Source organism: Spirosoma litoris, from assembly GCF_054776755.1.
This window is the reverse complement of sequence record NZ_BAAHBI010000025.1, coordinates 30,693-56,483: the sequence shown is the minus strand read 5'-3', so window position 1 is coordinate 56,483 and position 25,791 is coordinate 30,693. Positions and strand designations below refer to the sequence as shown.

18 protein-coding genes are annotated in these 25,791 nt (G+C 46.8%); 12 read left to right on the top strand and 6 right to left on the bottom strand.

The features are described 5' to 3' along the window. Window positions 1-24: 24 nt before the first annotated feature. Window positions 25-2,415 (top strand): Ig-like domain-containing protein, encoded by a 2,391-nt coding sequence (locus tag ACYVGR_RS16410; RefSeq protein ID WP_460958545.1) that lies wholly within the window; start codon window positions 25-27, stop codon window positions 2,413-2,415. A gap of 20 nt (window positions 2,416-2,435) precedes the next feature. Here the strand turns inward: ACYVGR_RS16410 and ACYVGR_RS16405 are convergent, their stop codons facing one another. Next, complete coding sequence (locus ACYVGR_RS16405; RefSeq protein ID WP_460958543.1) at window positions 2,436-3,254, bottom strand: hypothetical protein; 819 nt, start codon at window positions 3,252-3,254, stop codon at window positions 2,436-2,438. A gap of 140 nt (window positions 3,255-3,394) precedes the next feature. Between ACYVGR_RS16405 and ACYVGR_RS16400 the strand changes: the two genes are divergently transcribed. After that, entirely contained in the window at window positions 3,395-4,573 is a 1,179-nt protein-coding gene (locus tag ACYVGR_RS16400; protein WP_460958541.1) for a hypothetical protein, read from the top strand. 31 nt (window positions 4,574-4,604) lie between these two features. Here ACYVGR_RS16400 and ACYVGR_RS16395 read toward each other — a convergent pair whose 3' ends face one another. Continuing rightward, window positions 4,605-5,336 carry an NUDIX hydrolase gene (locus ACYVGR_RS16395; protein ID WP_460958539.1) on the bottom strand — a complete coding sequence of 244 codons (732 nt, stop codon included), beginning with the start codon at window positions 5,334-5,336 and terminating at the stop codon, window positions 4,605-4,607. 173 nt (window positions 5,337-5,509) lie between these two features. On the opposite strand from ACYVGR_RS16395, the gene ACYVGR_RS16390 reads away from it, so the two are divergent. Then, window positions 5,510-7,132: a carboxylesterase/lipase family protein gene (locus ACYVGR_RS16390; protein ID WP_460958537.1), complete on the top strand. Its 1,623-nt coding sequence runs from the start codon at window positions 5,510-5,512 to the stop codon at window positions 7,130-7,132. A gap of 63 nt (window positions 7,133-7,195) precedes the next feature. Here ACYVGR_RS16390 and ACYVGR_RS16385 read toward each other — a convergent pair whose 3' ends face one another. After that, window positions 7,196-8,497 (bottom strand): protoporphyrinogen/coproporphyrinogen oxidase, encoded by a 1,302-nt coding sequence (locus ACYVGR_RS16385; protein ID WP_460958535.1) that lies wholly within the window; start codon window positions 8,495-8,497, stop codon window positions 7,196-7,198. A gap of 217 nt (window positions 8,498-8,714) precedes the next feature. Between ACYVGR_RS16385 and ACYVGR_RS16380 the strand changes: the two genes are divergently transcribed. The 6 genes from ACYVGR_RS16380 to porG all read left to right on the top strand — a co-directional run bounded on the left by ACYVGR_RS16380 (window position 8,715) and on the right by porG (window position 13,776). Further along, window positions 8,715-9,332 carry an anthranilate synthase component II gene (locus ACYVGR_RS16380; protein WP_460958533.1) on the top strand — a complete coding sequence of 206 codons (618 nt, stop codon included), beginning with the start codon at window positions 8,715-8,717 and terminating at the stop codon, window positions 9,330-9,332. Then, the gene (locus ACYVGR_RS16375; protein WP_460958531.1) at window positions 9,329-10,105 is read left to right on the top strand and encodes an alpha/beta fold hydrolase; all 777 of its coding nucleotides are present in this window, start codon (window positions 9,329-9,331) and stop codon (window positions 10,103-10,105) included. The genes ACYVGR_RS16380 and ACYVGR_RS16375 overlap by 4 nt, the downstream gene beginning before the upstream one ends. Before the next feature lie 151 nt (window positions 10,106-10,256). Next, window positions 10,257-10,925, top strand: a complete 669-nt coding sequence (locus tag ACYVGR_RS16370; protein ID WP_460958529.1) for a CBS domain-containing protein — start codon at window positions 10,257-10,259, stop codon at window positions 10,923-10,925. A gap of 104 nt (window positions 10,926-11,029) precedes the next feature. Beyond that, entirely contained in the window at window positions 11,030-11,905 is an 876-nt protein-coding gene (locus tag ACYVGR_RS16365) for an NAD kinase (RefSeq protein WP_460958527.1), read from the top strand. 171 nt (window positions 11,906-12,076) lie between these two features. Beyond that, the gene (locus ACYVGR_RS16360; RefSeq protein ID WP_460958525.1) at window positions 12,077-13,054 is read left to right on the top strand and encodes a DUF6089 family protein; all 978 of its coding nucleotides are present in this window, start codon (window positions 12,077-12,079) and stop codon (window positions 13,052-13,054) included. 50 nt (window positions 13,055-13,104) lie between these two features. Continuing rightward, window positions 13,105-13,776 carry a type IX secretion system protein PorG gene (gene porG, locus ACYVGR_RS16355; protein ID WP_460958523.1) on the top strand — a complete coding sequence of 224 codons (672 nt, stop codon included), beginning with the start codon at window positions 13,105-13,107 and terminating at the stop codon, window positions 13,774-13,776. Between the two features lie 300 nt (window positions 13,777-14,076). Here the strand turns inward: porG and ACYVGR_RS16350 are convergent, their stop codons facing one another. From ACYVGR_RS16350 to ACYVGR_RS16340, 3 genes are all read right to left on the bottom strand, one after another. After that, window positions 14,077-16,815: an FtsX-like permease family protein gene (locus ACYVGR_RS16350; RefSeq protein ID WP_460958521.1), complete on the bottom strand. Its 2,739-nt coding sequence runs from the start codon at window positions 16,813-16,815 to the stop codon at window positions 14,077-14,079. Further along, complete coding sequence (locus ACYVGR_RS16345; RefSeq protein ID WP_182461389.1) at window positions 16,808-17,146, bottom strand: PadR family transcriptional regulator; 339 nt, start codon at window positions 17,144-17,146, stop codon at window positions 16,808-16,810. Before ACYVGR_RS16345 ends, ACYVGR_RS16350 begins: the two co-directional genes overlap by 8 nt. Before the next feature lie 238 nt (window positions 17,147-17,384). Then, a complete protein-coding gene (locus ACYVGR_RS16340; RefSeq protein WP_460958519.1) occupies window positions 17,385-20,111 on the bottom strand; it encodes a vWA domain-containing protein in 2,727 nt (908 codons plus the stop codon). Window positions 20,112-20,587: 476 nt separating this feature from the next. Between ACYVGR_RS16340 and ACYVGR_RS16335 the strand changes: the two genes are divergently transcribed. The 3 genes from ACYVGR_RS16335 to ACYVGR_RS16325 all read left to right on the top strand — a co-directional run bounded on the left by ACYVGR_RS16335 (window position 20,588) and on the right by ACYVGR_RS16325 (window position 25,739). Continuing rightward, the gene (locus ACYVGR_RS16335) at window positions 20,588-23,662 is read left to right on the top strand and encodes a SusC/RagA family TonB-linked outer membrane protein (RefSeq protein WP_460958517.1); all 3,075 of its coding nucleotides are present in this window, start codon (window positions 20,588-20,590) and stop codon (window positions 23,660-23,662) included. A gap of 27 nt (window positions 23,663-23,689) precedes the next feature. Beyond that, a complete protein-coding gene (locus ACYVGR_RS16330) occupies window positions 23,690-25,141 on the top strand; it encodes a RagB/SusD family nutrient uptake outer membrane protein (RefSeq protein ID WP_460958515.1) in 1,452 nt (483 codons plus the stop codon). A gap of 118 nt (window positions 25,142-25,259) precedes the next feature. Continuing rightward, on the top strand, window positions 25,260-25,739 hold the full coding sequence (locus ACYVGR_RS16325; protein ID WP_460958513.1) for a DUF4843 domain-containing protein: 480 nt from the start codon (window positions 25,260-25,262) through the stop codon (window positions 25,737-25,739). Window positions 25,740-25,791 lie beyond the last annotated feature (52 nt).

Genomic DNA, 25,791 nt, shown 5'->3' with positions numbered 1-25,791 from the left:
ATAAGCGTAATTTTCTTTATTTCATTGCTATATCCTAATCGGGTTTCGGCGCAAACACTCGATACCGAACCCCTTGCTGTGACCTCCGTTTGCGCAGGCTCACAAATTGATGTAACGGGCCTCAGGACAGCCGCTTCCAGCGATTTTACCATACAACTCTCCAACGGGGGAACTACCTATACCGAAATTCCTTCCGTTTTTCTATCGGCATCAGGGCGCTATGAGGTTACCTATCGGGCTACGATTCCGGCCAATACACCCGGTGGAGCAAATTATCGGATTCGTATTGTATCAAAAAATCCAGATATAACCGGCACGCCCAGCCCGACGATTCTGACGGTGAAGGCCAAACCGAATTTGCCGACGGTTTCCATCAGTTCTCTTTCGTTTTGCCAGGGACAGGCAAGCGGGGCGTTGAGTGCCACCGCTACAGATGCTGCTGCAACGCTACTTTGGTATGGAACTAGTGCAACAGGTGGTACGGGTACACTAACCCCAGCACAACCGTCGACGACTAATCTAGGAGTGACCAATTATTACGTGGCTCAGCGCTTGAATGAATGCGAAAGCGACCGGGCCAGTATAGCGGTAGAAGTCAAATCACCGTCAGATGCGCCAACTGTTCAGTCGTTGGTAGTTTGCCAGAATACGCCCACACCAATTGTACAACCGACAGGGCAAAATCTGCTCTGGTATACCAGCAATACCGGTGGAACTGGATCATCTACAGCGCCCGTAGTGAATACATCACAAACGGGCCAGACCACTTACTACATCAGCCAGACGACAAATGGTTGTGAAAGTCCACGAGCAGCGCTGACGGTAACCGTAGCGCCCACACCGACTGCTCCGGGGGTAACCGCTAAGGTTCTCTGTCAGTTTGCGACTCCCGAGGCAGTAACGGCAGTAGGTGAGGGGTTGCGATGGTATAATATCGATGGAAATAAATTTGAGTCGGCTCCAGTTATCACTACCGACAAGGGGGCCTCGTTTTCGTTGCTGGTTAGCCAAACTGTAGGCGGTTGCGAAAGCCCAAAGGCAACGCTGAGTGTTATGGTTCTAACAACGCCAGTGCCAGCGGTTACGAAAGCAACGGTTGAGATTTGTCAGGGTACGAGCGCGCAACCGCTTGAGGCTACGGGAACGAATCTGAAATGGACTGATCCAAATGGCAACGTAACCACAGCGGCTCCGACGCCACCAACGTCGACCGCTTCTGTCAATCCGAATGGAGATGTGTATTATGTGACCCAAACGGCCAACGGCTGCGAAAGCCCCAAAGTAGCCATCACGGTATTTGTTCAGGCATTGCCAACGATGTCTATTGTCGGCAGTACAACAACCAATGTGGGTGTAGAAGTCCCGCTGAAATTATCCTTTACGGGCATAGGGCCCTATACGTATAAACTGTCGAACGGCTTGGTTGGTGCTGCCTTAAAAGATACCACCATCCTGGTGCTTCCAACGCAAACGACTGTGTACAAGGTTACTGAAGTCAGTAATAAATGTGGCACTGGATTACCTGCCAACGGCTCATCAGCGACGGTTACGGTCCTTGTTCCTGCCATCCAAACATTGGCATTAACATCGGCAACGGTGTGTGCTGGAGCGAGCCTGACAACCAGTTTTTCAACTTCCGGGAATTTCAACTCGGGCAATGTATTTAAACTTCAACTGGCTAAGGTTGAAACCGATACCACGAAGATTGTGTACGTAGATATGCCCAATAGTCTGGCTGTCAATGGGCAAATCAGCGGTAGCGTTCCCACTAATACGGCTGCTGGATCTTACTGGGTGCGGGTTGTGGCGACCAATCCGAAGATTCCTATTAATGGAAAAAACAGCCCTACCTTGCTCACTATTCGTGCGCTACCCGCAGCAACGCTTACAGGAAATCAAACGATTTATGAGGGGCAGCCGTCCAGCTTAACCGTCCTTTTTTCGGGTGAGGCTCCGTTTGCGATTGCCTACCGCGATAGTACGTCCAGCAGCCTGGGGGCTATCCAGTCGTTAACGGCAACAACAAGCCCATACGTGTTTGCCATTACGCCTAAGAAAACAACATACTATTATCTTACTTCGGTTAGTAATGGTTGCGGGATGGGCTCTTTAACCAATCGGGTGGTTATTGTAAGTGTAAACCCGGTGCTAGGTGTCGAGGAGCAATCCTTAGCTAATGCCGTTGAGGTCTATCCGGTGCCGGCAACGACAAATGTGACAGTTCGCATCAATGGGTTGTCCGCTGCACAAACGGCGGTTATGGAACTAACGGACCTGACTGGTCATACGACGAATCGGCAGGAAACTCGACAAGCTACATCGTCGTTGGCCCTTGACCAGCATCCGGCGGGCACCTACATTCTAAACATCCAGGTAGGTGATCGAAGAGTCTCCAGGCGAATTGTGAAATTGTGAAGTCAGGCGATTTTGGCGAATCAGTGTTTCTGCATTTTCGTGCGCTCCAACCGACGATATATATCGTCGAAAGCATCCCCATTGGCAATAGCATTGGTTAGGACGGGTACGCTTTTGTGACCCGCTATCGATAACCAGCGAGCTACTTCATCGGCGGCTGTTTGGTAAGCCAGCATGGTATGGGTTGCGCTATTCCCGAAAAAATCGCGGGTGGTTTCGAGTTCGGAAAGTTTTAACATCGGGCTCGGTGGATAGTGCATTGGGCCGGTTTCGACCCAAACCGATCTGTCGTGGGAGGAGCTATCTGGTGTCTCCCAAACGGATGGATTGCTGAACCGGTAATCGACCATTAGAGCCAGCCCTTCGTTGAACCATTGTGGAATTTGTTGTTTGACACGCCACCAGCCCAATCGGGCAAATAATTCATCATGACATAGCTCGTGGGCAATTACGTCGGTATTGTTGCCATCCGGTCCCAGAATCAGATAGGATGTTCCCCAGGGCATTCCGAGGCTGCAACCAGCTCCTTCGCCCCCAGCGCAATACTGTTCATAATCCGCTTGGTATGGGCAATAAATCAGAATGGCCTGCCCACGTCGGTCTCCCCAGAATCGTTGGATACGCTGGCGGGCTGCCAGCAAATGTTGACTAAACTGGTTAACTTGTTGGCTTGTGGCCGTCTGATGGATGTAGACATTCGGCGCACCCGTCAGCATCCGAAATTGGTCTGAACTCTGAACTCGGAAACAGTGAATTAATTGCGGGAAAAGGAGTAGAAAACCAATCGGCAACGCAATTAGCAAGGAGAGACCATAACGGAGGAGTACGTTTTCACGCATGAAAAAATCAATGAATCCGGCGGCAATTTAACTGCTATTTTACTTGGTTTGTGTAGGGATAGCATCATTCTGATCAGTCATGATAAAATGCGTATTCAACCATTGTGTTCTTATCCCTTGATTACTAAACGCCTAAAACTATGCCAGTTCGTTTGACGCTCGTTCTGATAAATCGTGTAGTGCGCTGTTTGTTACTCTTATTTATAGCTGTGCCTGCTTCTGCCTGTACGATTTTCGTATTGACAGATGCTCAGCGAACCTTGTTTTTTAATAACGAAGATTATTCCAATCCTGCCACCCGAATGTGGTTCCTACCTGCTGGAAAAGGCTATTTCGGTTGCGCTTATGTTGGTTTTGACGATGGTTGGGCACAGGGTGGAGTCAATACAAAAGGGCTGGCATTTGATTGGGTAGCCGGATTTGACGAAAAATGGGTGCCAACTTCTTTGATGAAACAGGTTCAGGGAAACCCCAGCGAACGGATGCTGGAAACGTGCGCTACGGTTGATGAGGCCATTGCGTTTTATCAGAAAAATCTGGAGCCAAGTTTCTCGTATGCAAAAATCCTGATTGCCGACAAAACCGGCGCTTCCGTAATTATTGGTGCCGAGAATGGCAAACTGCACATTGATCGGTCGAGCCACTCGCGAGGCTTTGGGTATGGCGGACAGACGCTTTCTAAGTTGCTATCGACAGCCCCTAAACCAACCCTGGCGAATGGAATTCCTATTTTGCAGGCTTGTTTACAAGAAGGAACCTATGCTACGAAGTACTCAATAGTTTATGATTTGAGAATGGGCGAGATCTCGCTGTTTTCGTTGGCCAGTAATCAGGAAGAGGTTAAACTTAATCTGGCAAACGAATTGGCAAAGGGTGGTCATTATTACAAAATTCCTGAAATCAGGGAGGAACTAGCCCAGGCACCGATGCCACTTTTGCCATTGATGAAACGCTTTCTGTGGGAAGGCTATCCGCCCATTGCCAATAGCGATCCTGCCATTACCCAGCGCATTAAGTCTATTTTGGAGCGTGTTGCGCAAGGTCGTTTACAGGAAGACGACTTTACACCTGAATTTTGGAAAGGAATTTCGGCCGCTCAGCAAGAGAGTCAGACCGAACTCGCAAAGCTGGGTAAACTGCTTTCATTAACCCTTCTTGAGCGCCAGAAAACGGCTAATCAGTCGAGCTATTTGTACTGCATCGACTTCGAAAATGCCACCGTACTTCAGCGATTTACGTTGGATGACCAGAATCGAGTGGCTATGATTCAATCGGAAGCGGCTGAACAAAAAAACGAACTGAAGAAACGGGAGAAATAACTCCTGAGGACAGTATTACGTTTTTAATCAGCTATTTGCTGGAAATGAATCGATACAAAAACGGCGCTTTGTGCGCTCCCCCGCTGTAATGTTTATCCAGCCGCTCTAAAATCCCCAGACTGAGCATCTTGCGCTGAAAGCCAGACCGATGTAATTTCTGATCCAGAATAGTCTCATAAAGGCTTTGTAAATCAGCCATTGTAAATGTTTCGGCTAATAGATTGAAGCCGATCAACTTACGATCAAGATCGGTGCGGAGGGTGTCTAATGCTTTCTGGACAATAAACTGGTGATCCTGCATCAATGGAGGGAGGTTGGCTAACTCATACCAGGCGCAACTGTCCGAGAGTGAATCAGGGATAGGCACCGCTTTCGTAAAGTCAACTAATGCGTAATAGCCCACAGAGATAAATCGCCGTAGTAGCCAGTGATTTTCGGGTGGTGCATAGCCTTTGGCTGCCATAATCGCCCGCATAGGAGCGGGGTCAAATCGGCTGAGGTCACCAAAGACATAGAACTGCTCCAGATAGATATCACTTAGACCTGTGCGTTCTGATAAAACCCGTTTGGCGGCATCGTTCAGATTTTCATTGGTCAGAATAAAACCACCAGGTAAAGCCATTAGTCCTGTGTTGCGATATTCCAGCAACAGAATCTTCAGTTGATTTTGATGAAACCCAAAAATGACTGTATCAATAGCCAGACCCGGTAAAAAATCATTGCCGTCTGGTTTAATTTCTTCCGCCTGTAGCTGCGCACTCATACTATTAAAATTTAGCCGAAAGTAGCAAAAAGTTTGGCCGTCCCAACAGAAGCCTTTATTATTGTATCAATATGTTACAATAATAAAAACAATCCTGTACTAAGTTGCCTGATTTAAGGAGAAATTGATTTGGGCAGCTTACTTTTTTACACGAATACACTAAACAGATTGTCATGAAAACCCTTTTGATGCTGTCATTATTGGCTGCTCCGCTAGCCAACATGGCCATTGCTCAGTCAGCGCCCCAGGCCAAAACGGTCAATGGCGTGGTAGAAGGCGTTACCGAAGCCAGCGGCATTCGTGCTTTCAAAGGAATTCCATTTGCACAGCCACCCGTTGGCGATTTGCGCTGGAAAGAACCCCAGCCCACCAAAAACTGGCAGGGCGTACGTAAAGCCGACCATTTTGGCCCACGTGCCATGCAAGGCGCTATTTTTGGTGATATGGGCTTCCGCTCCGACGGTATGAGCGAGGATTGCCTATATCTGAACGTATGGACCCCCGCCAAATCAGCTTCGGAAAAACTGCCCGTATTAGTGTATTTCTATGGCGGAGGATTTGTAGCGGGTGATGGTTCGGAAGGCCGTTACGATGGCGAAAGCATGGCGCGTAAAGGCATTGTAACCCTTACAGTAAACTATCGCCTGGGCGTTTTTGGCTTCATGTCGCACCCCGAGCTGACCAAAGAGTCGCCCCATCATGCGTCGAGCAATTATGGCTATTTAGATCAGGCTGCGGCCTTGCGTTGGGTACAGCAAAACATTGCCGCTTTCGGTGGTGATCCTAAGCGAGTGACTATTGCGGGCGAATCGGCTGGTTCGGTGTCGGTAAGTGCGCTGATGGTATCGCCCTTGTCGAAAAACCTGATTGCCGGTGCTATTGGCGAAAGTGGTTCGCTGTTAGGAACGTTGCCACCTGCTCCACTTGCCACTGCCGAAGAAGCGGGCGTGAAGTTTGCGACAAGCATTGGCGCTAATTCTCTCGCCGATTTACGGGCAATGTCGGCTGAAAAATTACTTGAAGCAACTACGAAGCCTGGTGTTCCCTGGTTCACATCGGCGCTGGATGGCTATTTCTTCCCAAAATCGCCAGTAGAGTTATTTGCAACGGGTCAGCAAGCGCATGTGCCTCTGCTGGTTGGCTGGAATTCGGAAGAAATGAATTATCGCGCTGTGATGGGAAGGGAAGAGCCTACCGTAGCAAACTATACCGCAACGGTGAAAAAACTTTATCCAGAACGTGCCGACGAAGTGCTGAAGTTGTACCCTGCTAAAACGGATGAGGAAGTTGCCCAGGTGGCTACCGATCTGGCCAGCGACCGCTTCATTAGCTATAGCACCTGGCGTTGGGCCGATATGCAGGCTAAAACAGGTGGTAAACCCGTGTATCGTTATCTATACGCTCGCCCACGCCCAGCTATGACTGCCGCTATGGGCGATGCGGCACCTGGTTTGGCGGGTGGTGTCGTAAAAGGTAAGGATGCTGCGGCTATGAAAATTTCACCTGCCCGTGGGGCTGTACACTCGGCCGAAATCGAGTATGCTATGGGTAATCTGCCCCTGAATAAGGTATATGCCTGGACACCTGACGATTACAAAGTGTCGGAAGTGATGCAGAATTACTTTGCCAACTTTATAAAAACGGCTAACCCGAACGGACCTGGCTTGCCCAAATGGGCACCTATTAGTGGCGACAAAGGTGTTCAGTTTATGTTGATTGATGTAAATACCCATGCCGAAACCGAGAAGAATCGGGCACGTTATCTGTTCATGGAACAAATGAGTGCCAAGCAGTAAGCAAGGGTAAACAATAATGGCGGCCGTGGTGTCAGCTTTGAGAAGCTGACACCACGGCCGCCATTATTGTTTACTAATCAACTCCGCCACCTCGCGACCCGTCTGCATAGCTGCGTTGAGTGATGGATAGGCCGTTTGATCACCGCATTGATACAGTGTAGGGTTCAACTGAAGCGGTTTGCGTAGCGCATCTTCACCGGCTTGATCAGGATTATAAGCTGGTAAAGAATGTGGAATGGAATAGGTTCGTAAATGATGCCACGCCTGAACTCCTTCTCCAAACCAGCTAGTCAATTCCTGTTTAATCAGCTCTGCTAATTCCGTTTCGCTGATGGTTAGCGGCCTCTGCGTACTGACCGAAATCAGAACTTTGTCGGCAGGGGCGTAGTCTGGCGCTACATCGCTCATAATGGCCACATTATGTACCACCGAACTACGGTTTGTATTGAGCAGTAAAAGCTTTTTCTGATCGGGATTAAGGGTTAACTGAGTTGGATCGGCAGAGAAGTAGGTACAAGTTGTTTGATGAAACGACGCATCGGTGGGTTCGGGATGACCTTGCAACAAGGCGGCTTGTGCAGCATCAACGGCCAAGACTATGGTGCTTGCCGTAATCGTTTTGCCCGATTTCAACTGAATAGTATTACCCAAAACCTGCTCTGCCGGACTGTTTAACCAGAGTTGGCCAGGAGTCAGATGACTCGCCAACTGATCGGCAATAGTTCCTATGCCTTGTGCTGGTACAGCGCCATCGCCCGAGAAAAACATTCGAAAGCAAAACTCGAAGAAATTGCTTGAGGTAGTCAGTTCATCTTCTAAGAAAACACCTCCAAAAAACGGCCGGAAAAACCGCTGAATTATCTGTTCGGAAAAGCCAAATTCCTGTAAAAAGGCCAGTGTTGTTTTGGGCGTCTGTTGGAATAACTCGCTAAATGTCAGGCTTTGCGTTCGGCGCATTAATTCAGCAATGCGTAGCTTATCGCTTAGCGTACCAACTGTTGAGGCCAGTGTTTGAAAAATAGCCAGCGGTTCCTGAAGCGGATTTTGTAGCGTTAACCAATTCCCCTGATCGCGAATCAATGCCCCCGACCGAAACGGTTTTAGGTCAAGCGCGCTATAATTGAGTAAACGTTGCGCTTCTGGGTAAGCCGTTAGTAAAATCTGGAAGCCCCGGTCGAGTTTGAAACCATCCACAATATCCGTGCGCACACGCCCGCCTACACCGTCACTAGCTTCGAGAATGATTGCCTGAATACCGGCTTGTTTCAGATAAACGGCACAGGTTAAGCCAGCTATACCAGCACCAATAATAACAACAGGTGAATCCACCGCAACAGCGGACTGGGCATGCGCATCTGCAGACATATCAAAAGAAGTTGAGGAGCGAATAAAAATCAAATTTAAATGACACAGTGCTGTGATAACAAAATCCCAGACGTATTGTGGTATTTTTTCTATATAACTTTAATTATTCAAAGTTTATAATAATTTAACATACTGAAAATCAGTGCATAATAATTATGTATTGTTGTTTTTTTTTAGAAAATATTAATTTTGTCGCAACAAGTTGCGTTATAGCGGCATGAATCTGTTGGTTGTTGATAACTTCGACTCGTTTACGTACATGCTGGTAGATTATCTACAGCAAGCGGGGGCTGTATGTCGGGTTGTTCGTAACGATGAAAGTTGGGTTAAGTTGACCCAGGAACCTGTTGATGCCGTCGTATTATCGCCAGGGCCGGGCGTGCCACAGCAAGCGGGACAACTGATGGAAGTGATTCGTCACTACCATCAGCGAGTACCAATTCTGGGAGTTTGCTTGGGCCATCAGGCGCTAGGCGAGTTCTTTGGGGCGAAACTGATTCGGGCTCATCGGCCAATGCATGGTAAAGTATCGCCAATCCGGGTGTTGACCGACGATGTACTATGGTATGGCTTACCAGGAGAGTTCGATGTAACGCGGTACCACTCACTACTTTTGACAGAGATGCCTGATCAATTGGTGTGTACGGCTGTTACAAAACAAGGAGAAATGATGGCCATGCGGCACCAGACATTACCAATTTGGGGTGTTCAATTTCATCCTGAAGCGGCCTTAACGCACTATGGATTGCCAATGATTAAAAACTGGATTGACTTTGTTTTGTTTACTCTTAAAAAAACAGATTCTGCCACATCCTTAACTATTGAATACGCATGAACTATCAGATTCGGGAGGAAGCGGGTTTCCGCTATGTTGATGAGGGCCAGGGTGATGTGCTGTTATTATTGCATGGACTATTTGGGGCGCTTAGTAACTGGGATAGTGTAATTAACACGTTTTCTGGTCGTTATCGGGTAATCATTCCATTGCTCCCGATTTATGAAATGCCGCTTCGGCAGGCAAGTCTGGAAGGTTTAGTGGCCTTCATTGAGAAGTTTGTTGCGCAGAAAGACCTGCACGGCATGACGTTGCTTGGTAACTCACTAGGTGGCCACTTAGCCATTTTGTATACCTTCAAAAATCCTGAACAAGTGCGAGGTTTAGTACTCACGGGAAGTTCAGGTTTGTTTGAGAACGGCATGGGCGGCTCTTTCCCCAAACGTGGCAGTTATGATTACATCGCCGAACGCGTTGCCTATACATTCTACGACCCAAAAGTAGCCTCTAAAGAGTTAATCGACGAAGTATTTGAGATTACCAGCAGTATTCCAAAATGCATGAGTATTGTGGGTATTGCCAAGTCGGCTCAGCGAAATAACGTGGCCAAGGACTTGTACAAAATTCAGGTGCCAACGTTGCTGGTATGGGGACTCAATGATACCATTACACCGGCGGAGGTCGGCCATGAATTCAATCGATTGATTGCCAATTCTGAACTGTACTTTATCGATAAATGCTGCCATGCACCCATGATGGAGTGCCCCGACCGATTTAATGAATTGCTGGATGGCTGGCTCGCCCGGCATCTGGTTAGTGAATTAGTAGAGTAAGTATCTACCTAAAAGGGTAGGAGTGCCCGTTGTTCTTCCTCGCTCTCCGCTCATATTTTACTTACTTAGCGTAAGATTTGGAAACTCTGGAAGAATTTCCGTAGTTTTCTGCTAAACAGGTTACTGTTTTATTGACTACACGCTATTACCTATGCTGGCTGCCGAACTAATAGACCCTATGCTTCCTGCACTGAAACCAACCGATTCGGTTGGGCAGGCACTGGACTGGATGCAGGAACACCGCGTTGGACAACTCGTTCTGACCGATCAGGGCGAATACCGGGGAATCGTGAGCGAAGAGTTGCTCCTGGATGTTGCCGACGATGAACGGTCGCTGGGTAATATCCTTCGCTTATTTGAGCAGACCTATGTCCATGAAGATCAACATTTGTTTGAGGTTTTAGGGTTGGTTATTCAGCAGCAAATGGAGGTTGTAGCAGTCCTGAACGAAGGACAGGAGTTTATGGGCACAATTTCCGTTACTGAACTGCTCAAGCAGTTTGGGCAGGAACTTGGTGTTCAGGAAGTTGGTGCCATTCTGATTTTAAATATAAATGAACGCGATTATTCACTGACCGAAATCAGCCGACTAGTCGAGTCCAATAATGTTAAAATCATAAGCAGTTTTTTCTCCAGTGCTGCCTATGGAATGCCCGATCGCTCTCGATTAACGCTTAAACTCAACCGACGGGATATAACCCCTGTTATTTCAACACTTGAACGCTTCGGTTATCAAATTGAAGCTGCTTTTGCCAATGCTCCGGTCGAAAGTATTGATCAGGAACGGCTCGATTCGCTACTTCGCTACCTTAATACGTAGTTTTGTCGTTCGTGATTCGTAGTTTGTGGTTCGAAGTTGTACGACAACAAAAGCTACAAACTACAAACCGCTCCAGCGGCTCGACTCAAACTACAAACTAATCTATGAAAATCGCCATTCACGGGCGCAACTTTCCCGAATCGGCCCGGCCGTACATCCAATCGATGTTTGAGGAATTGGCTAGACGGCAGGCCGAATTGATTATCTCGCAAGGCTATCGCGAGTTTCTGGATAGTGCGGGTGTAGCCCATTATAGTGAAGCCACCTATACCGTTGAGGAAGGGGTTACCGACGCCGATTTTATTTTTAGTTTAGGAGGAGACGGCACGTTGCTCGATGCAGTAACCCATGTTGGCGCTCGTCAGATTCCAATTATCGGTATTAACATTGGCCGGTTAGGTTTCCTGGCAACAGTTGCTCCTGCATCGGTACGACTAATGATTGATGCTCTTTTCAATGAGCAGTATAGTATTGATGAGCGCACCTTGGTAAGCGTTCGGTCGAGCCAGGATATTTTTGGAAACCTCCCTTTTGGGCTCAACGATTTCACGATCACACGCACGCAAACATCGTCGATGATTACGGTGCATGCCTATCTTGATGGTGAATTTCTGAATTCCTATTGGGCCGATGGTCTGATTGTATCAACACCTTCAGGATCAACGGGTTATTCGCTTAGTTGTGGAGGCCCCGTATTATTACCCCATACTGGTAGCCTGATTATTACACCCATCAGCCCGCACAATCTGAACGTTCGACCAATGATTGTGATGGATACCTGCCAGTTTACCTTTGAGGTTGAAAGCCGGAGTGGTAATTTTTTAGCTGCCCTGGATTCTCGCTCCTTTACGGTTGATACTTCCGTTCGAATTAGCCTTCAGAAAGAAGCATTTAAAGCCCGATTGGTGAAACTCAGCGACGATAACTTCCTGAATACGTTACGTAGTAAACTTAACTGGGGCTGGGATATTCGTAATTAACGAAACAATAGGGTGGATTGTATACAGTAACTCTTAGTTTTCACAATTTCCCCACATTTCTCATTTGTGGCATAATTTTTACAGTGGATTGCCAATAAAAGCAACAATATGGCCGTTTCGGAATTGGTTGGTTTGTGGACCAATCGAGGTTGATTCACCTATCTTAAGAGTATGAATAACTACAAACAGTTGGTAGTTGGGGCTTTAGCAATTTGCTTATCGACGGGCCTGTTTACCGAAAGCCTAGCCCAGCGACGACCGAATACACATTTTGTACCCTATTCGTCGGTTTCGTTTGGCGGGGGGACATCGACTTATTTTGGGGAATTGAATCCGTATAGTACACCCTTAAGGTCATTATTTAATTTACCTCGCTGGAATCTTGGACTGGGCTATACGCGCCAATTTACTCCTCACTTTGCAGCTAGGGTTGCATTTACCTGGGCACGAATCGTAGGGGATGATTATACCTTCAGTAAAAGTAACCCACAGAAGTATGCACTTCAATATGTGACGAACCTAAACTTTCGGAATGATATAAAAGAATTCGCTATTACAGGTATTTATAATTTTATAGAAGATGGGCGCAATTCAGATGTTCGTGCGAAATTCACCCCCTATCTATTTGGTGGTCTTGCCTTAGTGGCCCATAGCCCCGAAACGATGCCTGGTGATTCACTTCAGCAGGCATATAAGCTGGATAAATGGGTGAAACTTCAGCCATTGCACACGGAAGGCCAAGGACAACCAGGTTATCAAAAACCTTATTCACTGGTTACACTGGCGATTCCAGTTGGGATTGGCGCACGATATAGACTTAATGATAATTTTAACATCGGCGCTGAGATTGGCTACCGAATGACCTTAACCAATTATCTGGATGATGTGGGGGGAGCCTATCCTAATCCTGACGCCGTACAAGGACTAGGGGCTGCCTTAGCCGATCGTCGGAACGAATCGATTGCTGCCCGTACTGGTGATTCTCGTGCCGCTGATCTCCAGCAACTTCGTCAGTCTAATCCGGACTTATTCGTGTCGTCAGCGCGCGGAGGGGGAGCCAAAAAGCTTCCAAGAGATGGTTATCTGCTAACTACGTTTACCATTCAGTACATCATTCCAGTTAAAATCAAGTGTCCGCCTATTAAATAAGCAGTAGGTAGAAAATGCAAAAAGCTTAGTAAGTTACTGTCATTGAATTTATGCATCGATACCGAATGAACATAGCCCGGCTGATTGTAGTCGGGCTTTTTATCAGTTTTAGCACACAGGCGCAAAAAATTGAACTTGGAGCCAGTTTAGGCGGGATGCTCTGTAAAGGCGACGTAACGCCAGCCATGAATCCACGTTTTATTAGTCCGGCAGCTGGGGGATTTTTTCGGTATAATGCAACCCGGTCATTTTCGATGCGTGCGGGAGGTTCTATTGGCTCATTTCGGGGCGAGGATCGCTATAGCAGCGATCCCCTTCAATTGGCCCGTAATTATTCCTATAAGACCAATATCCAAGAACTATACATTGATTTCGAATACAATTTTTTGAACTATAAGCCTTTGCCAAAAGCAAAAAACTGGACTCCCTATATATTTGGAGGAATTGGCTTGTGTCGATTTAATAATGATGTTATTCGGGCGGGCGGGGTTGTTACCTATCCGCTTGGTATAGGAGTAAAGTATGAGATAAAGCGGCCCTGGAGTATTGGGGCAGAGTTTGGGACACGATTCTCCAGGACTGACTACCTGGATGGCCTCGGCGACTTAACATTTGGTAGAGCCGTAACCAAAACGTCGCAAGGCAACCCGGCTCTGTCAGATAGCTACACCTATATTGCACTAACAGTAAGCTACACGTTCTACAAAATTGTTTGCCCGTAAAACAGTTGTCTTTCTATAAATTAAATGAAAAAGCATCGCCTGCACAAGCGATGCTTTTTCATTTAATTACCGGGCAGCTTAAGCGATTTGCTAGTTTAACGTGAATAATGGCTCAGCTTCCATTTAATTCTTTGATTATCAGCGCTTTTTTGTCATCCCGACGCAGGAGGGATCTTCGGTAGCTAGAATGTGCTGCTGTTAGCGAAGATCCCTCCTGCGTCGGGATGATAAAACCACCTTTTAATGTACTGACTGTCAATGGTTTATATATTATATCAACCCATTATTCACACTAGTTTATTATTCGCTTCGTAAACTCTTTACAGGATTTACCAGCGCAGCTTTTATCGTCTGGAAACTTACCGTTGCCAGAGCAACCAGAATAGCGGCCAGGCCAACACCAGCGAAAACCCATATACTTAATGCTATGTGCTCTACATAGCTATTTAGCCACGTTTTCATTAAAAACCAGGCTACTGGCAAAGCGATCACCAGAGCAATGATAACCAGCTTAACAAAGTCTTGGGAGAGGTTAATAATGATGCTTACGATGCTGGCCCCCATCACTTTCCGAATACCAATTTCTTTGGTACGTTGTTCGATGATCATCATGGCTACAGCGAACAGACCTAAGCAGGATAGCAGAATCGCGATGCTGGAAGCCAGACTACAGATTCGGGATAATTGTTCTTCATTCTGGTACCAGGCATCAACATTCTCATCCAGAAACGTGCCCAGAAATTCCGACTGTGGAGCTACTGCCTTCCATACCTCTTTAAGTTTATCCATTGTGCCTGCCAAACTCTGGGGAGTGACCCGGACAAAAATGTACTGAATGGGTTCGGTATTAGACAGGTACATGGTGATCGGTTTGGCCTCGTCGGCCAGCGAATACAAATGGAAATCAGGAACGACGCCAATAATTTGCGATTTGGTACTCGATGAATCAGCATCGTCTCCCAACAACATACCTACTGGATTCGATTCGCCCATCATTTTGGCCATGCTCGCCGTAATAATTACGCGCTTCACGGAGTCGGTTGCGTAGGTTCGGTTGAAATCGCGACCCGCTATTGGTTTGATTTTTAGGGTTTTGAGGTAGTCGAAGTCGATTAATAGTAAATCGCTTGATACTTTTCGACCTTTGTACGTATAGCCAACGCTCGATCGGGAGCTGACTCGATCTTTACCACGTCCCAGATTGATACCTGTACCGCTTATCGACAAGATAGATGGGTCATTGGCTAATGTATTTCGTAGGCGTCCCAGTGCTTGCCGACCATTTACCTGATTACCAACCGGAATACTAATCACCTGCTCTTTTTGAAATCCGAGTGGCCTTGTCCGCAGAAAATTCAGTTGCTGCGACGCAATGATGGTGCAACAGGCCAGCAAACTCGACATGATGAATTGGGTAACAATCAGTGAGTTTCGGATAGCTCCGGGGCGTTTGATGGATAACTTACCTTTCAATACCTCTACTGCATTGAACTTCGCCATCTGCCAGGCAGGATACCCACCTGCAACAAAAGTAACCAGGATAAACACGATCAGAATGACGCCAATAAAACCTGGCTGAAGCATTTGTTCGAATTTGATCCTACCGTCGAACGTAGCGTTAAAGAGAGGCAAAAGTAAATAGGTAAGCAGCACGCCTACTAGAAATCCAACCAGACAAATAAGGGTCGATTCGCCCCAGATCTGGACAAAAAGCTGGTTTTTCAGCGCTCCTAATGCTTTTCGTACACCAACCTCACGGGCACGAGTGAATGACCTTGCGATGCTTAGGTTGATAAAGTTGATGCAGGCGATCAGGAGAATAAAAAAGGCGATGCCCATCAGTGTATATACGATTGCAATTGGGGTGCCACCTCTGCCAGCTATATCCCGATCAAAATGTACACGGGAGAGATTCTGTAACCGAACGGCAAACAAATCGCCATGCTGATCAGGCTTAGCCCCCTTCTTTTTGAGTTCGTCCAGATTACCCTTGAAATACTTCTGAGCGAATGGTTTTAAGCGAGTTTCAAACGTGGCCTGATCGACGTGGGGGGGGAGTTTTACAAAAACGGTATGCGACTGAGCGCTCCAGTTATCTTTATCTTGCTGATAGCTGTACGAATTTTCGATCCGGACCAGGATGTCGTATTGAATGGACGAATTGTCGGGCGCATCGCTAATGATACCTGTTACAATGTATTGCTTTTTATGGCTCTCGCTGCCAATCTGCAAGGTTTTACCCATCGGGTCTTCGGTGCCGAATGCGGTTTTAGCCATATTCTCACTGATAATGACGCTACTCAAATTACGAAGGGCAATTTCCCGATTTCCTTTAATCAGCGGAAATGAAAAGATTTTCAGGAAGTCTTGGTCAGTCTGCAAAACCAGCTTGTCGAAATACTTTCCTTTAACTTCTACCAAACTCTTTCGCCCAGTCAAAATGCGGGCTGCCGCTTCCAGTTCAGGATAGTCGGCCTTTAAAGCTGGTGTTAGAGGTAAAGGCATATTGCCACTTCGGAGCGCCTTTTCGGGATCATTCGAGAAGAAGTACGTTTGAAAAATACGGTCATCATCCTGATGGAAATTGTCATAGGTCATATGTAAATAAGACCTCAGAAACAAAAAGATACAAACAACGAAAGCCACGGAAAGGCCGACAACATTGATGGCAGCGTACCCTTTACTTTTCCAGAGGGTACGAAGGGCGATTTTGATATAATTAAGAAGCATATCGGGACTAAGAAAAAAAGTGGGCCGGGCGTCCGGTTGTGTATACGTGTATCGATCCTCATTGAATGAGGCTACGTTGGCAGCGGGTTGCGTAAGTGCGTTGACTCGGCGTTTCAGGAAGTAGGGGCGGCAAAATTTGATTACTTCCTGTACGTAAAGTCGGCGCGCTTTTGACTCACCAACCTCTTCTACATGCAGATCAAATTGTTCGTGTAAATCGCCTAGTAGCTCTTCCTGTAAATAGTCGGGACAAAACCACGTTACTAAGCGATCGGCCCAGGCGGGTGGAACTGGATATGGCTTAGTCATGGCTAACAATGAGGTGAGGGTTAGGAATAGAATCCCAGAGTTGATTGCGCACTTCCCGCATGTCGCCTAAGGTTCGTTTCCCGAGTGCCGTAATAACAAATAGGCGTTTGCGTCGGCCTCCTCGGGCAGCTGTGGCCCCACCTAACTCGGAACGCACGAAGCCCTTTTCCTCTAAGCGATATAGAGCAATATGTACACCACTCAAACTGATGGTGCGATCGGTACGTTGCTTGAGTTCGGCAACTATCGTAACGCCATAAGCCCCTCCTTCGAGTACGGCTACGGTCAATAAAACCAACTCTTCAAACTCGCCTAAATAAGCTCTTCCCATTGTCGGTAATGATTTGCTTATTATTTGCTAAACAAATGCCTTGCCAACTTGATAAATGGGCTTTTCTGGCTAAAGGAGAGGTTTTTCTAGTCAAAGATCGCTTTCAGCCTGTCCAGAAACGGACAGTATTCGTACACTTACGGACAGAATAATCGGAATGCTAACAGTGCTATTGTTGAGGATTGTCCCACTTTCCTGAAAACAGGAGAGAGGTTAAGGGTGAAGTAACTACAGCAACTTACGGCACTTTCTTAGCCTGCGCTTCCAGAATCAGTTGCAGATTTGCGTTCTCACGAGTGATGTGTGTATAACTTCCTTTGCCCGTTTGTGCTAGTTTTTTGAGATTTTGACCGTTGATTTCGTTGCGGCCAAAGGTGAAGATTGTTAAGTGAATATCCTGATTGCTGGATTCGTTCACGAGTTGGTACACCTCATCGCTTACCGGAAATTCGCCATCGGTGGCGAGGATGATTCGGTTGTTTCCCGCCCGAATGTAGTTTTTGTCGGCTACTTTGTAGGCTAAGCGGATGCCTCCGTTCCCATCGGTGTCGCCATCCGATTGAAGTTGATCGATGATACGGGCGATCTCATTGGCGTTCGTACCTGATGTCGGCTTCAGGGCGACTTTCGCTTTACCCGAGTACACCACAATCGAAAGTTGATCTTCGGGGCGGATAATACGCAGCAGCGATTTGATCGCTGTTTTCAACAACGGTAGCTTGTAAGGCGAATCCATTGAACCTGATACGTCTAGCAGCAACACCATATTGTTGGCCGCAAAACCGGCTAATGAATTAACAATAGCTGTCTGGCCGGGTCGATCGATAAATACGGTATCAACTTTGGTCTGATTTACGTAAACAGTGTCGTGCTTAATAGCCGTTGTACTCGTCGCTAGGGTTGGATTACTGACTGGACTTTGGCGAGCTGTTGTCGATTGGACAACTGGGTTTGTTTCCTGAACTGATGGAGTGACGGATTTGGGCACTTTTTCAGCTACTGGCTGAATGGTGGTTGATGTGGAGCGACGGAAAGCCAATATGTTCGGCTCGTTGATGGTTTTCAAAACGCCTACTTTGGCCAAGTCGCTGAACTGATTGTAGAGGTAAGCCAACTGGTTATAGAAATAGTAGAACGATTCATACTCCCGATCAGGCGATTTTGCCGCGACTTTCTGCACCTTTTCGGCCATCTTGATCGAATTCTCTGCCAGGTCTTCATAGGGCGTATAAGGGCATCCGCCATTGTTCCGGCCCAACCGTTTTAACCCTTTTAAATTCTGGAATTCGTTTTCAATCAGGGTTCTGGCTTCCGCCTGAAGAGCTTCTGTAGCTGGCAGTTGAGCTGATTCGCCTTTTAGGTAAGCTCGTACACCAAACAAGGCTTCTTTATTCAGATCAATCAGTTTTAGCATTGCCTGCCCCGCTACATCGTATGAGGAGATAGGCTTTTTGAGCGGGTAGCTTTCATGAATACGTCGTACATCCTGATAGAGTCGTTCCTTTCGGCGGTCGAAGGTATCGAACAGGTATGCGTATCGATCCAGAATAGCATCGGATCGTTTCAGGTTGTCCTGTTGATATTGTTTGGTGCTGGTATAATTAATCAACTCAATACTCAACGCATCCATCTCTTTTAGTATTGCCAGCAGAGCGTCAGCTTGTCCGTTAATGGAGGTTCGATAAGGTTGTGGAATTTGTGGCGTATTGATAACCAGCAATTGGTGCTCAGACAGAGGGACTTTGTAGTCAGAGTGCGAATAGGTTGACATACCTCGTCGATTGGGCGATCCCCGATAATAGTCGGCCGAAGACTGATAATCGCGGATTAGTAGCTGCATCTGGTTCATCTGCCGCAATGATTCGTTTATAAAGTCGATGTAGGCATTCAGCGCTTCGAAAGTGGCCGGACTGGCTGGTGCTGCGGCTGGTTTTATCGAGAGTGCAATGGGCGCAATGTCCTGAAAGGAAGCAGTTGCATTGGTTTTTGGACTGGCGGGCTGAGGGACATCGAAGGCAAAAGCACGAATGTATCTTGGATAATCCAGCAATTGTTTGGTCGGCGTACTATTCCTGACAAAGCCTTGATACCAGCTTAATAAGTCGTTGTTATACTGGTTGATAAAGGATCGGTAGAATTCGTTATTGTGTCGCGATGTTTGTTGAGCGGCAAAGTTATAATCGTCGACAGCCCGTTTTTTTAGCGCCTGAATCGTTTGCAATCCCCCTTTAAACGAATCCAGCATGCTCGAGGCCGGATATTGAATAACTGATTTACCTTTCCCGAATTCGCCCAGCAGTTTTTCATCAGTGACTATGCTCTGCTGCACCAGCTTGACCGGCCAGTTCGAGGGTGCTTTTTCAATCAAATAATAGGCTAGCGTATCGAGTAACTGTTGCTGACTGACGAGCACTTGCTCCATTTCTTTTTCGGTGTAGAGATAGGCATCAGTAGCGCGGTAAGGCTGGTATCGACGGTAAATGCGCTGTATCTGTTTATAGAAATTGTCTTTGTCGTTAGCGAATTGAGTTGTAAGTGCCTGAAATTCGGTGATAAGTTCGGTTGCTTTCTTAAAGTTATCGCGTTCGTAATCTTTTAGTCGATCGTAGGTTTCGAGGGCTTTGGCAGTCTGATCGATTTTATTGACCAATTGCCAGAGAGCTTGCGTACTTGCGTTTAATCGCTGTTTTTCCGCATCGGTAAAAGCCTCGCTGGTTAGGGCTTTTTTGTAGTAATATTCTTCCAAAGTGCCTGATGGGGATAGGCGCAAACGGTGCTGCAATTGATGCACTCCCATATCAGTATAATAAGCCTGTATCCGCTGCTGTCGATCGCTTACTTCATTGACCGATTGATTCAGGAAAGCGACGTACTGATTGAGCGCCTGCTGGGGAGTCTCGTGCATCGCCTGCCCCGTTGCAAAATAGGCGGAGAAGCACAGGAGCAGAAAGAGGGACGTATGCATGATTAAACTAGCAAGAATCAAAGGCGTAACCTGTTCACGTAGAGCTTCTTGAGAAGGAGTGAGGGCAGCCGGTCTAAAGGCCAAATAAACTAAATTCTAAAGGCCGTTTGGTGAAAATCTTCGTTAGCGGCAATAAACAGGTGCCGCTCCTTCATGGATTTGTGGGATAAAGAGCATAAGGGAATTGTAGGTTTGTGCATAGTACCATCCAATATTTATTATTAGTTATTGTTGGAAAAATTATATTTATAATTATATTTTTTATGTAAATAAAATATGTATATATTGATTAATATTAGGATTATATATTTATAAAACTTAAATAGATAAAATATAAAATTGTATTTTATTTAAAATTTAATATTATATTTTGTGTATCAGAGGGGATGGTCTTATTTTTAGGAGTAAAATTTAAGCACTCATCAAAGATGATAAGAAAACTACTGTTTAATCTATTTTTAATGCTATTGAGTATAATGAGTTTCTCATATGCTCAGGATCGCGTTATCACAGGACGCGTAACTTCCAGTGATGATGGTGGCCCGTTGCCTGGGGCCAGTATTTCGGTAAAGGGTACCACGCGTGGTACAACTACGGATGCCAGTGGGAATTTCAGTTTGTCAGTACCCGGCAAACCAACACTGGTTGTTTCGTCAATCGGCTTTGCTCGTATGGAAGTCGAAGTGGGAAACCGAAGTACGATTACGGTTCAATTGCAGAGCACTAACAGTGACCTGGAAGAAGTTATTGTGACGGGTTATGGCGGTGTTCTCAGCAAACGGGAAGTAACCGGAGCCGTCTCTAAAATTAAAGGGACCGACATCCAGAACGTGCCCGCGCAAAGTATCGACCGGGCTATGCAGGGCCGTATTTCGGGGGTGCAGATTTCCTCGGCCAATGGTGCTCCTGGTGGCGCTATGCAGGTGCGTATCCGGGGTGTCGGTTCCATTACGGCTGGTAACGAACCCCTCTACATTGTAGATGGTGTACAGCTAAATACGCAGAATACAAATAGCTATGCCAGCTCGAACCCGATTAACTTCCTGAATCCGAACGACGTTGAGTCGATTGAGGTATTGAAAGATGCTGCGGCTGCATCAATCTATGGTTCACAGGCAGCCAACGGGGTTGTCATCATCACAACGAAAAAAGGGAAAGCCGGCAGAACGCAGGTAAAGCTCAATTATTACCAGGGGGTTGTTGAGCCAATCAAATACTTCGACGTGTTGAATTCACAACAGTGGGTGAACATGCGTACCGAAGCGTTTATGAACGCCAATCCAACCCAATCCAGAACCTGGGCGCTTCAGCAGGTGTTGGGCATTCTTCGGTATACGAATATTGCTAACCTGGGCGAAAATCAACTGCAATCTATTGTTGATACCCTGAAAACCTACGACTGGCAGCGAGCGGCTATGCGTAGCGGACGGGTACAGAATTATGAGGTTTCGCTCTCTGGTGGTAGCGATCGGAATAACTTCCACTTTTCATCATCTTATAATACACAGGATGGTAACGTTGTTGGAATCTATTTTAAACGCTTTACAACCAGCTTGCGTCTTGGCCAAAAACTCTCGGATAAATTACAGTTTGAGCAATCGATCAATCTAAGTACCACAACCCAGGGTGGCCAGTACGCGTCGCCCAATGGGGGTGGTTATTTAGGGTCAGCTGCTTTCGGTGGCCCTGTTATGGTACCAACCAACGCAATTTTTAATGCCGATGGCAGCTATGCCAATACGCCACAAACGGGTGGTGCCGTTGGGGTTGTTAGTCACAACTTCATCCTGTCGGCCGATTACGCCAAAATCACCTCAACCACGAATCAGTTGGTAGGCAGTGCCGCTCTAACGTATAAAATAACCCCGCAGCTAACGTTCCGGCCAACTGTCAATCTGGATTATCGCCTGATTAAAGGAAACTACTATGCTGACCCACGTATTCAGGATGCCTATAGTGTACAGGGCCGGGATTCGTTCCAGAATGAAGAAAGCATAAACTTCCTGACGAACGGTGCACTTACCTACTCACATCAGTTTGGTCAGCATTCCATAAACGCCTTGGCCGGGCTTGAATATCGGAGTGATACGCGGAATGGTACTAGTGGTTCGGCTTATGGTTTCCCAACGTCAGCTTTCCAGTACATTTCTGCCGCTGCCAATTACCAGAGCATGTCAAGCTTCTGGACGGGTTACCACCGGGCCTCTGCTTTTGGTAAGATCGACTATAATTACAACAGTCGATATTTTCTTTCATTGATTGGCCGCTACGATGGTTCGTCACGTTTCGGTGCCAACAACCTGTTTGGTTTCTTTCCCTCAATTTCGGGTAGCTGGTTAGTGTCGGATGAGGCTTTCCTGAAAAATAATCCTGTGTTGACGGAGCTGAAACTGCGCGCCAGCTATGGATCGACAGGTAACGACCAGATCGGGAACTTCGATTCAAGAGGGTTGTATGGCGGTGGGGCTAACTACAACGGGGGTAGTGGTATTGCCGTAACCACTCTGTCCAACCCTGACTTGAAATGGGAGCGAAACACAGAGATCGCTGCCGGTCTGGAATATGGTATCTTCAATAACCGAATTCGTGGTCAATTCGATGTGTACGATCGGACCAGTAACGACCTGTTGTTACAGCGTCAGGTGCCGAACACAAGTGGTTACACCACGATTACGTTCAATGCAGGTCAGGTAAAGAACCGGGGCTTCGAGACCGAAATTACGGTTGATGTGCTGAAAACCTCGTCGCTGCGTTGGGAAAGTAGTTTCAACTTTTCAGTTATTGATAACAAGGTTACCAAACTTTACGACGGTATTTCTCCCCAGGCCAACGTCGACAGTCTTATTCTGCTGACAGCGCCGGTGCAGGCAGGTAACACAACGGTTACCCGTAATTTCATCGTTGGTAAACCTGTTTATGCTAACTATGCTCCTGTTTATGCGGGTGTGAATCCGGCTACGGGACGCGCTATGTGGTATGATCAGAATGGCAACATCGTTTATACCTACCAAACTCCTCGCGATTCGAAATACTTAGGTTCGGACTTTGCTAATATTTACGGCGGCTGGCGTAACCAGATCTCCTACAGAGGTTTCGATCTGACGGCATTTTTTCAGTATGAATTCGGGCGTCGTGTAAATAACTCGCAGGGGCTCACGCTGATGGATGACGGAACCCGCAACGTAAACACCCTAACCGACATCTATAATCGTCGCTGGACAGCACCCGGTCAAATTACCGACGTACCACGACCATATAATGGTGGAGCTGAGATACTGGGATCTTCGTATGTATCCAGCACGAGCCGTTCTATTGAAGATGCTTCCTACATCCGTTTAAAGCAGGTACAACTGGCGTATACATTTCCGAAAGCCTTGCTCACCCGTACGAAACTGCTCCAGAATGTGCGCATTTATGGGATAGCTACAAACCTGGTTACCTGGACGAAATGGACAGGCTACGATCCTGAATTCCTGAACTTCGGATCGGGTAATACGGGCGCTATTCCCCAATCGAAGACCTATACGTTCGGGGTCGAGATCGGTTTGTAATTCACTTCATCCTTTGTCATTTAGTTTATGAAAATATATATGTTTAAACGGGCACTTGCCACAACGATTCTGACGGGTGGCCTCTTTGCCTGTACTAGTTTAGTGGATGTAAAGCCCAAAACCGCCGTTGATTCGGGTACGGCCCTTACTACACAGGAAGCGGTTAATGCTGCCGTTAATGCCGTGTATGACGCCTTGCAAAGTACCGACCTGTACGGGCGAGATTTGATCGCGCTTCCTGAGGTTCTTTCTGATAATGGGCGGGCAACCAATAACTCCAGCCGACTGGTGGCCGAATATCAGAATCAGCCAGGAAACCATATGATTAACTGGACGCAGGATTATTACGGAATTAATCAGGCAAACCTGGTGCTGGATGCGCTGCCTAAAGTTACATTGACAGATGCCCAGCGTAACTCCTACATGGGTCAGTGTTTGTTTCTGAGGGCATTGATGTATTTCGATTTGATGAAATCCTATGCCTATATGCCAACGGCGGTAATCAATGATTATAACCGGGGTGGGGTTCCATTGGCGCTGACAGGCGTGTTGACCTTGCAGCAGGTGGAATTTCCCAGTCGACCAACTATCGATGCTGTATATACGCAGATTCTGGCCGACTTGACAACCGCTATCGATAAGCTGAGCGGCACTGCTACGTCGAGAGGCCCCGTTTATGCAACTAAAGGAGCAGCTCAGGCACTATATTCCCGAGTCGCACTTTATGCCGGAAAATATCAGGAATCGGCCGATATGGCAACCAGTGCATTGACTTCTGGCGTGGGGGCCTTTCAGTCGAAAACCACGTATATAGCTGGTTGGCGTACAGCTGTTAACCCAGAATCGATGTTTGAAATTAATTTTCAGACAAATGAGAACATCGGAGTAAATACCTCATTACAAACAACTTTTACAACGCTGGTAACGCTTGGCAACACGGCGCAAACGGGTGGTTTTGGCGATGTGGTGCCAACAGTGGCTTTGTTGGCTGATCTGGAATCAGAGAAAGATGCCTCAGGTAACGTGCTGGATATTCGCCGTCAATTGTACGAATTAGGCACTAAAGGGCGGGGTGCTCAGAACATTGAGACCACCAAATTTCTGGGCAAAAACGGTACCATTAACCTTGATAATGTTCCGGTTATTCGGATTTCGGAAATGTACCTGAACCGGGCTGAAGCCTATTACCGTCTGGGTCGGGAAGCCGACGCGATCAAGGATTTGAACACCATTCGGACGCGTTGTGGTCTGGCTGAGAAAACGGACTTGACGGGAGCTGCTTTGCTGGATGAGATTATCAAACAGCGCCGACTGGAGTTTGCTTTCGAGGGGCACCGCTTCTGGGATTTAAAACGCCTGGGACGTGATATTATCAAGTTACCTACGAACCTGCCATTCACAGATTATCGCATTCTGGCTCGGATTCCGATCAGTGAGATCAATAACAACCGTAATCTGAAGCAGAATTATAACTACTAAGGCGTTCAGGATTAGATAGGTTACGGTTTATGATTGTCGGTTTTCTGTTCATTACAGGAGATTGTAAACCATAGATTATAAACCGTAAACCATAAACCGATTTAACATTCCAATTAATATGAAACTATTCTTGCGTTTTGTGCTGATAGGCGTTGTCTTATTCACACAAACTTCCTGTTTCAAGGAAAACGATTTCTTGTTTGATACTAAAACACTTGTCGAATTCCAGGCTACAGTCGTTACTTCACTCGCCGTTGGAAAAACATACCCGCTGTTAACTACCAAGAACGGAGCCGGTACGTTAACTACTCAGGTAAATTTGGTAGGCGCCCAACGAGCTAAAGATGAGGTTATTAAATTTTCGGTTGATAAAGACAATACAACAGCAATAGAAGGTGTACATTATAATTTGAAAGGAGGAACGTTCACCATTCCTGCAAAATCCAGCTTTGGAGACTGTACCGTTGAGATATTAACGGGTACTGCTCCAACCGGAACAACCAAAACCGTTGATCTGGTTTTGATACTGGAAGGAAATGGTTCGGACATCACCCCGAATGAGAATTACAAAAAGGTCGGTTATCGGATTTCGTTTTAAATGCCAAATGCCGCAGCCAATTATAGCTGCGGCATTTTTTTGACCTGTATCA

Bases quoted from the DNA above. Each gene is read 5' to 3' on its own strand.
- ACYVGR_RS16395 (WP_460958539.1), bottom strand. From the start codon at position 5,336: ATGAGTGCGCAGCTACAGGCGGAAGAAATTAAACCAGACGGCAATGAT.
- ACYVGR_RS16325 (WP_460958513.1), top strand. From the start codon at position 25,260: ATGAAACTATTCTTGCGTTTTGTGCTGATAGGCGTTGTCTTATTCACA.
- ACYVGR_RS16345 (WP_182461389.1), bottom strand. From the start codon at position 17,146: ATGGGAAGAGCTTATTTAGGCGAGTTTGAAGAGTTGGTTTTATTGACC.
- ACYVGR_RS16380 (WP_460958533.1), top strand. From the start codon at position 8,715: ATGAATCTGTTGGTTGTTGATAACTTCGACTCGTTTACGTACATGCTG.
- ACYVGR_RS16385 (WP_460958535.1), bottom strand. From the start codon at position 8,497: ATGTCTGCAGATGCGCATGCCCAGTCCGCTGTTGCGGTGGATTCACCT.
- ACYVGR_RS16375 (WP_460958531.1), top strand. From the start codon at position 9,329: ATGAACTATCAGATTCGGGAGGAAGCGGGTTTCCGCTATGTTGATGAG.
- ACYVGR_RS16400 (WP_460958541.1), top strand. From the start codon at position 3,395: ATGCCAGTTCGTTTGACGCTCGTTCTGATAAATCGTGTAGTGCGCTGT.
- ACYVGR_RS16365 (WP_460958527.1), top strand. From the start codon at position 11,030: ATGAAAATCGCCATTCACGGGCGCAACTTTCCCGAATCGGCCCGGCCG.
- ACYVGR_RS16405 (WP_460958543.1), bottom strand. From the start codon at position 3,254: ATGCGTGAAAACGTACTCCTCCGTTATGGTCTCTCCTTGCTAATTGCG.
- ACYVGR_RS16350 (WP_460958521.1), bottom strand. From the start codon at position 16,815: ATGACTAAGCCATATCCAGTTCCACCCGCCTGGGCCGATCGCTTAGTA.
- ACYVGR_RS16330 (WP_460958515.1), top strand. From the start codon at position 23,690: ATGAAAATATATATGTTTAAACGGGCACTTGCCACAACGATTCTGACG.
- ACYVGR_RS16340 (WP_460958519.1), bottom strand. From the start codon at position 20,111: ATGCATACGTCCCTCTTTCTGCTCCTGTGCTTCTCCGCCTATTTTGCA.
- ACYVGR_RS16360 (WP_460958525.1), top strand. From the start codon at position 12,077: ATGAATAACTACAAACAGTTGGTAGTTGGGGCTTTAGCAATTTGCTTA.
- ACYVGR_RS16370 (WP_460958529.1), top strand. From the start codon at position 10,257: ATGCTGGCTGCCGAACTAATAGACCCTATGCTTCCTGCACTGAAACCA.
- ACYVGR_RS16390 (WP_460958537.1), top strand. From the start codon at position 5,510: ATGAAAACCCTTTTGATGCTGTCATTATTGGCTGCTCCGCTAGCCAAC.
- ACYVGR_RS16335 (WP_460958517.1), top strand. From the start codon at position 20,588: ATGAGTTTCTCATATGCTCAGGATCGCGTTATCACAGGACGCGTAACT.
- porG (WP_460958523.1), top strand. From the start codon at position 13,105: ATGCATCGATACCGAATGAACATAGCCCGGCTGATTGTAGTCGGGCTT.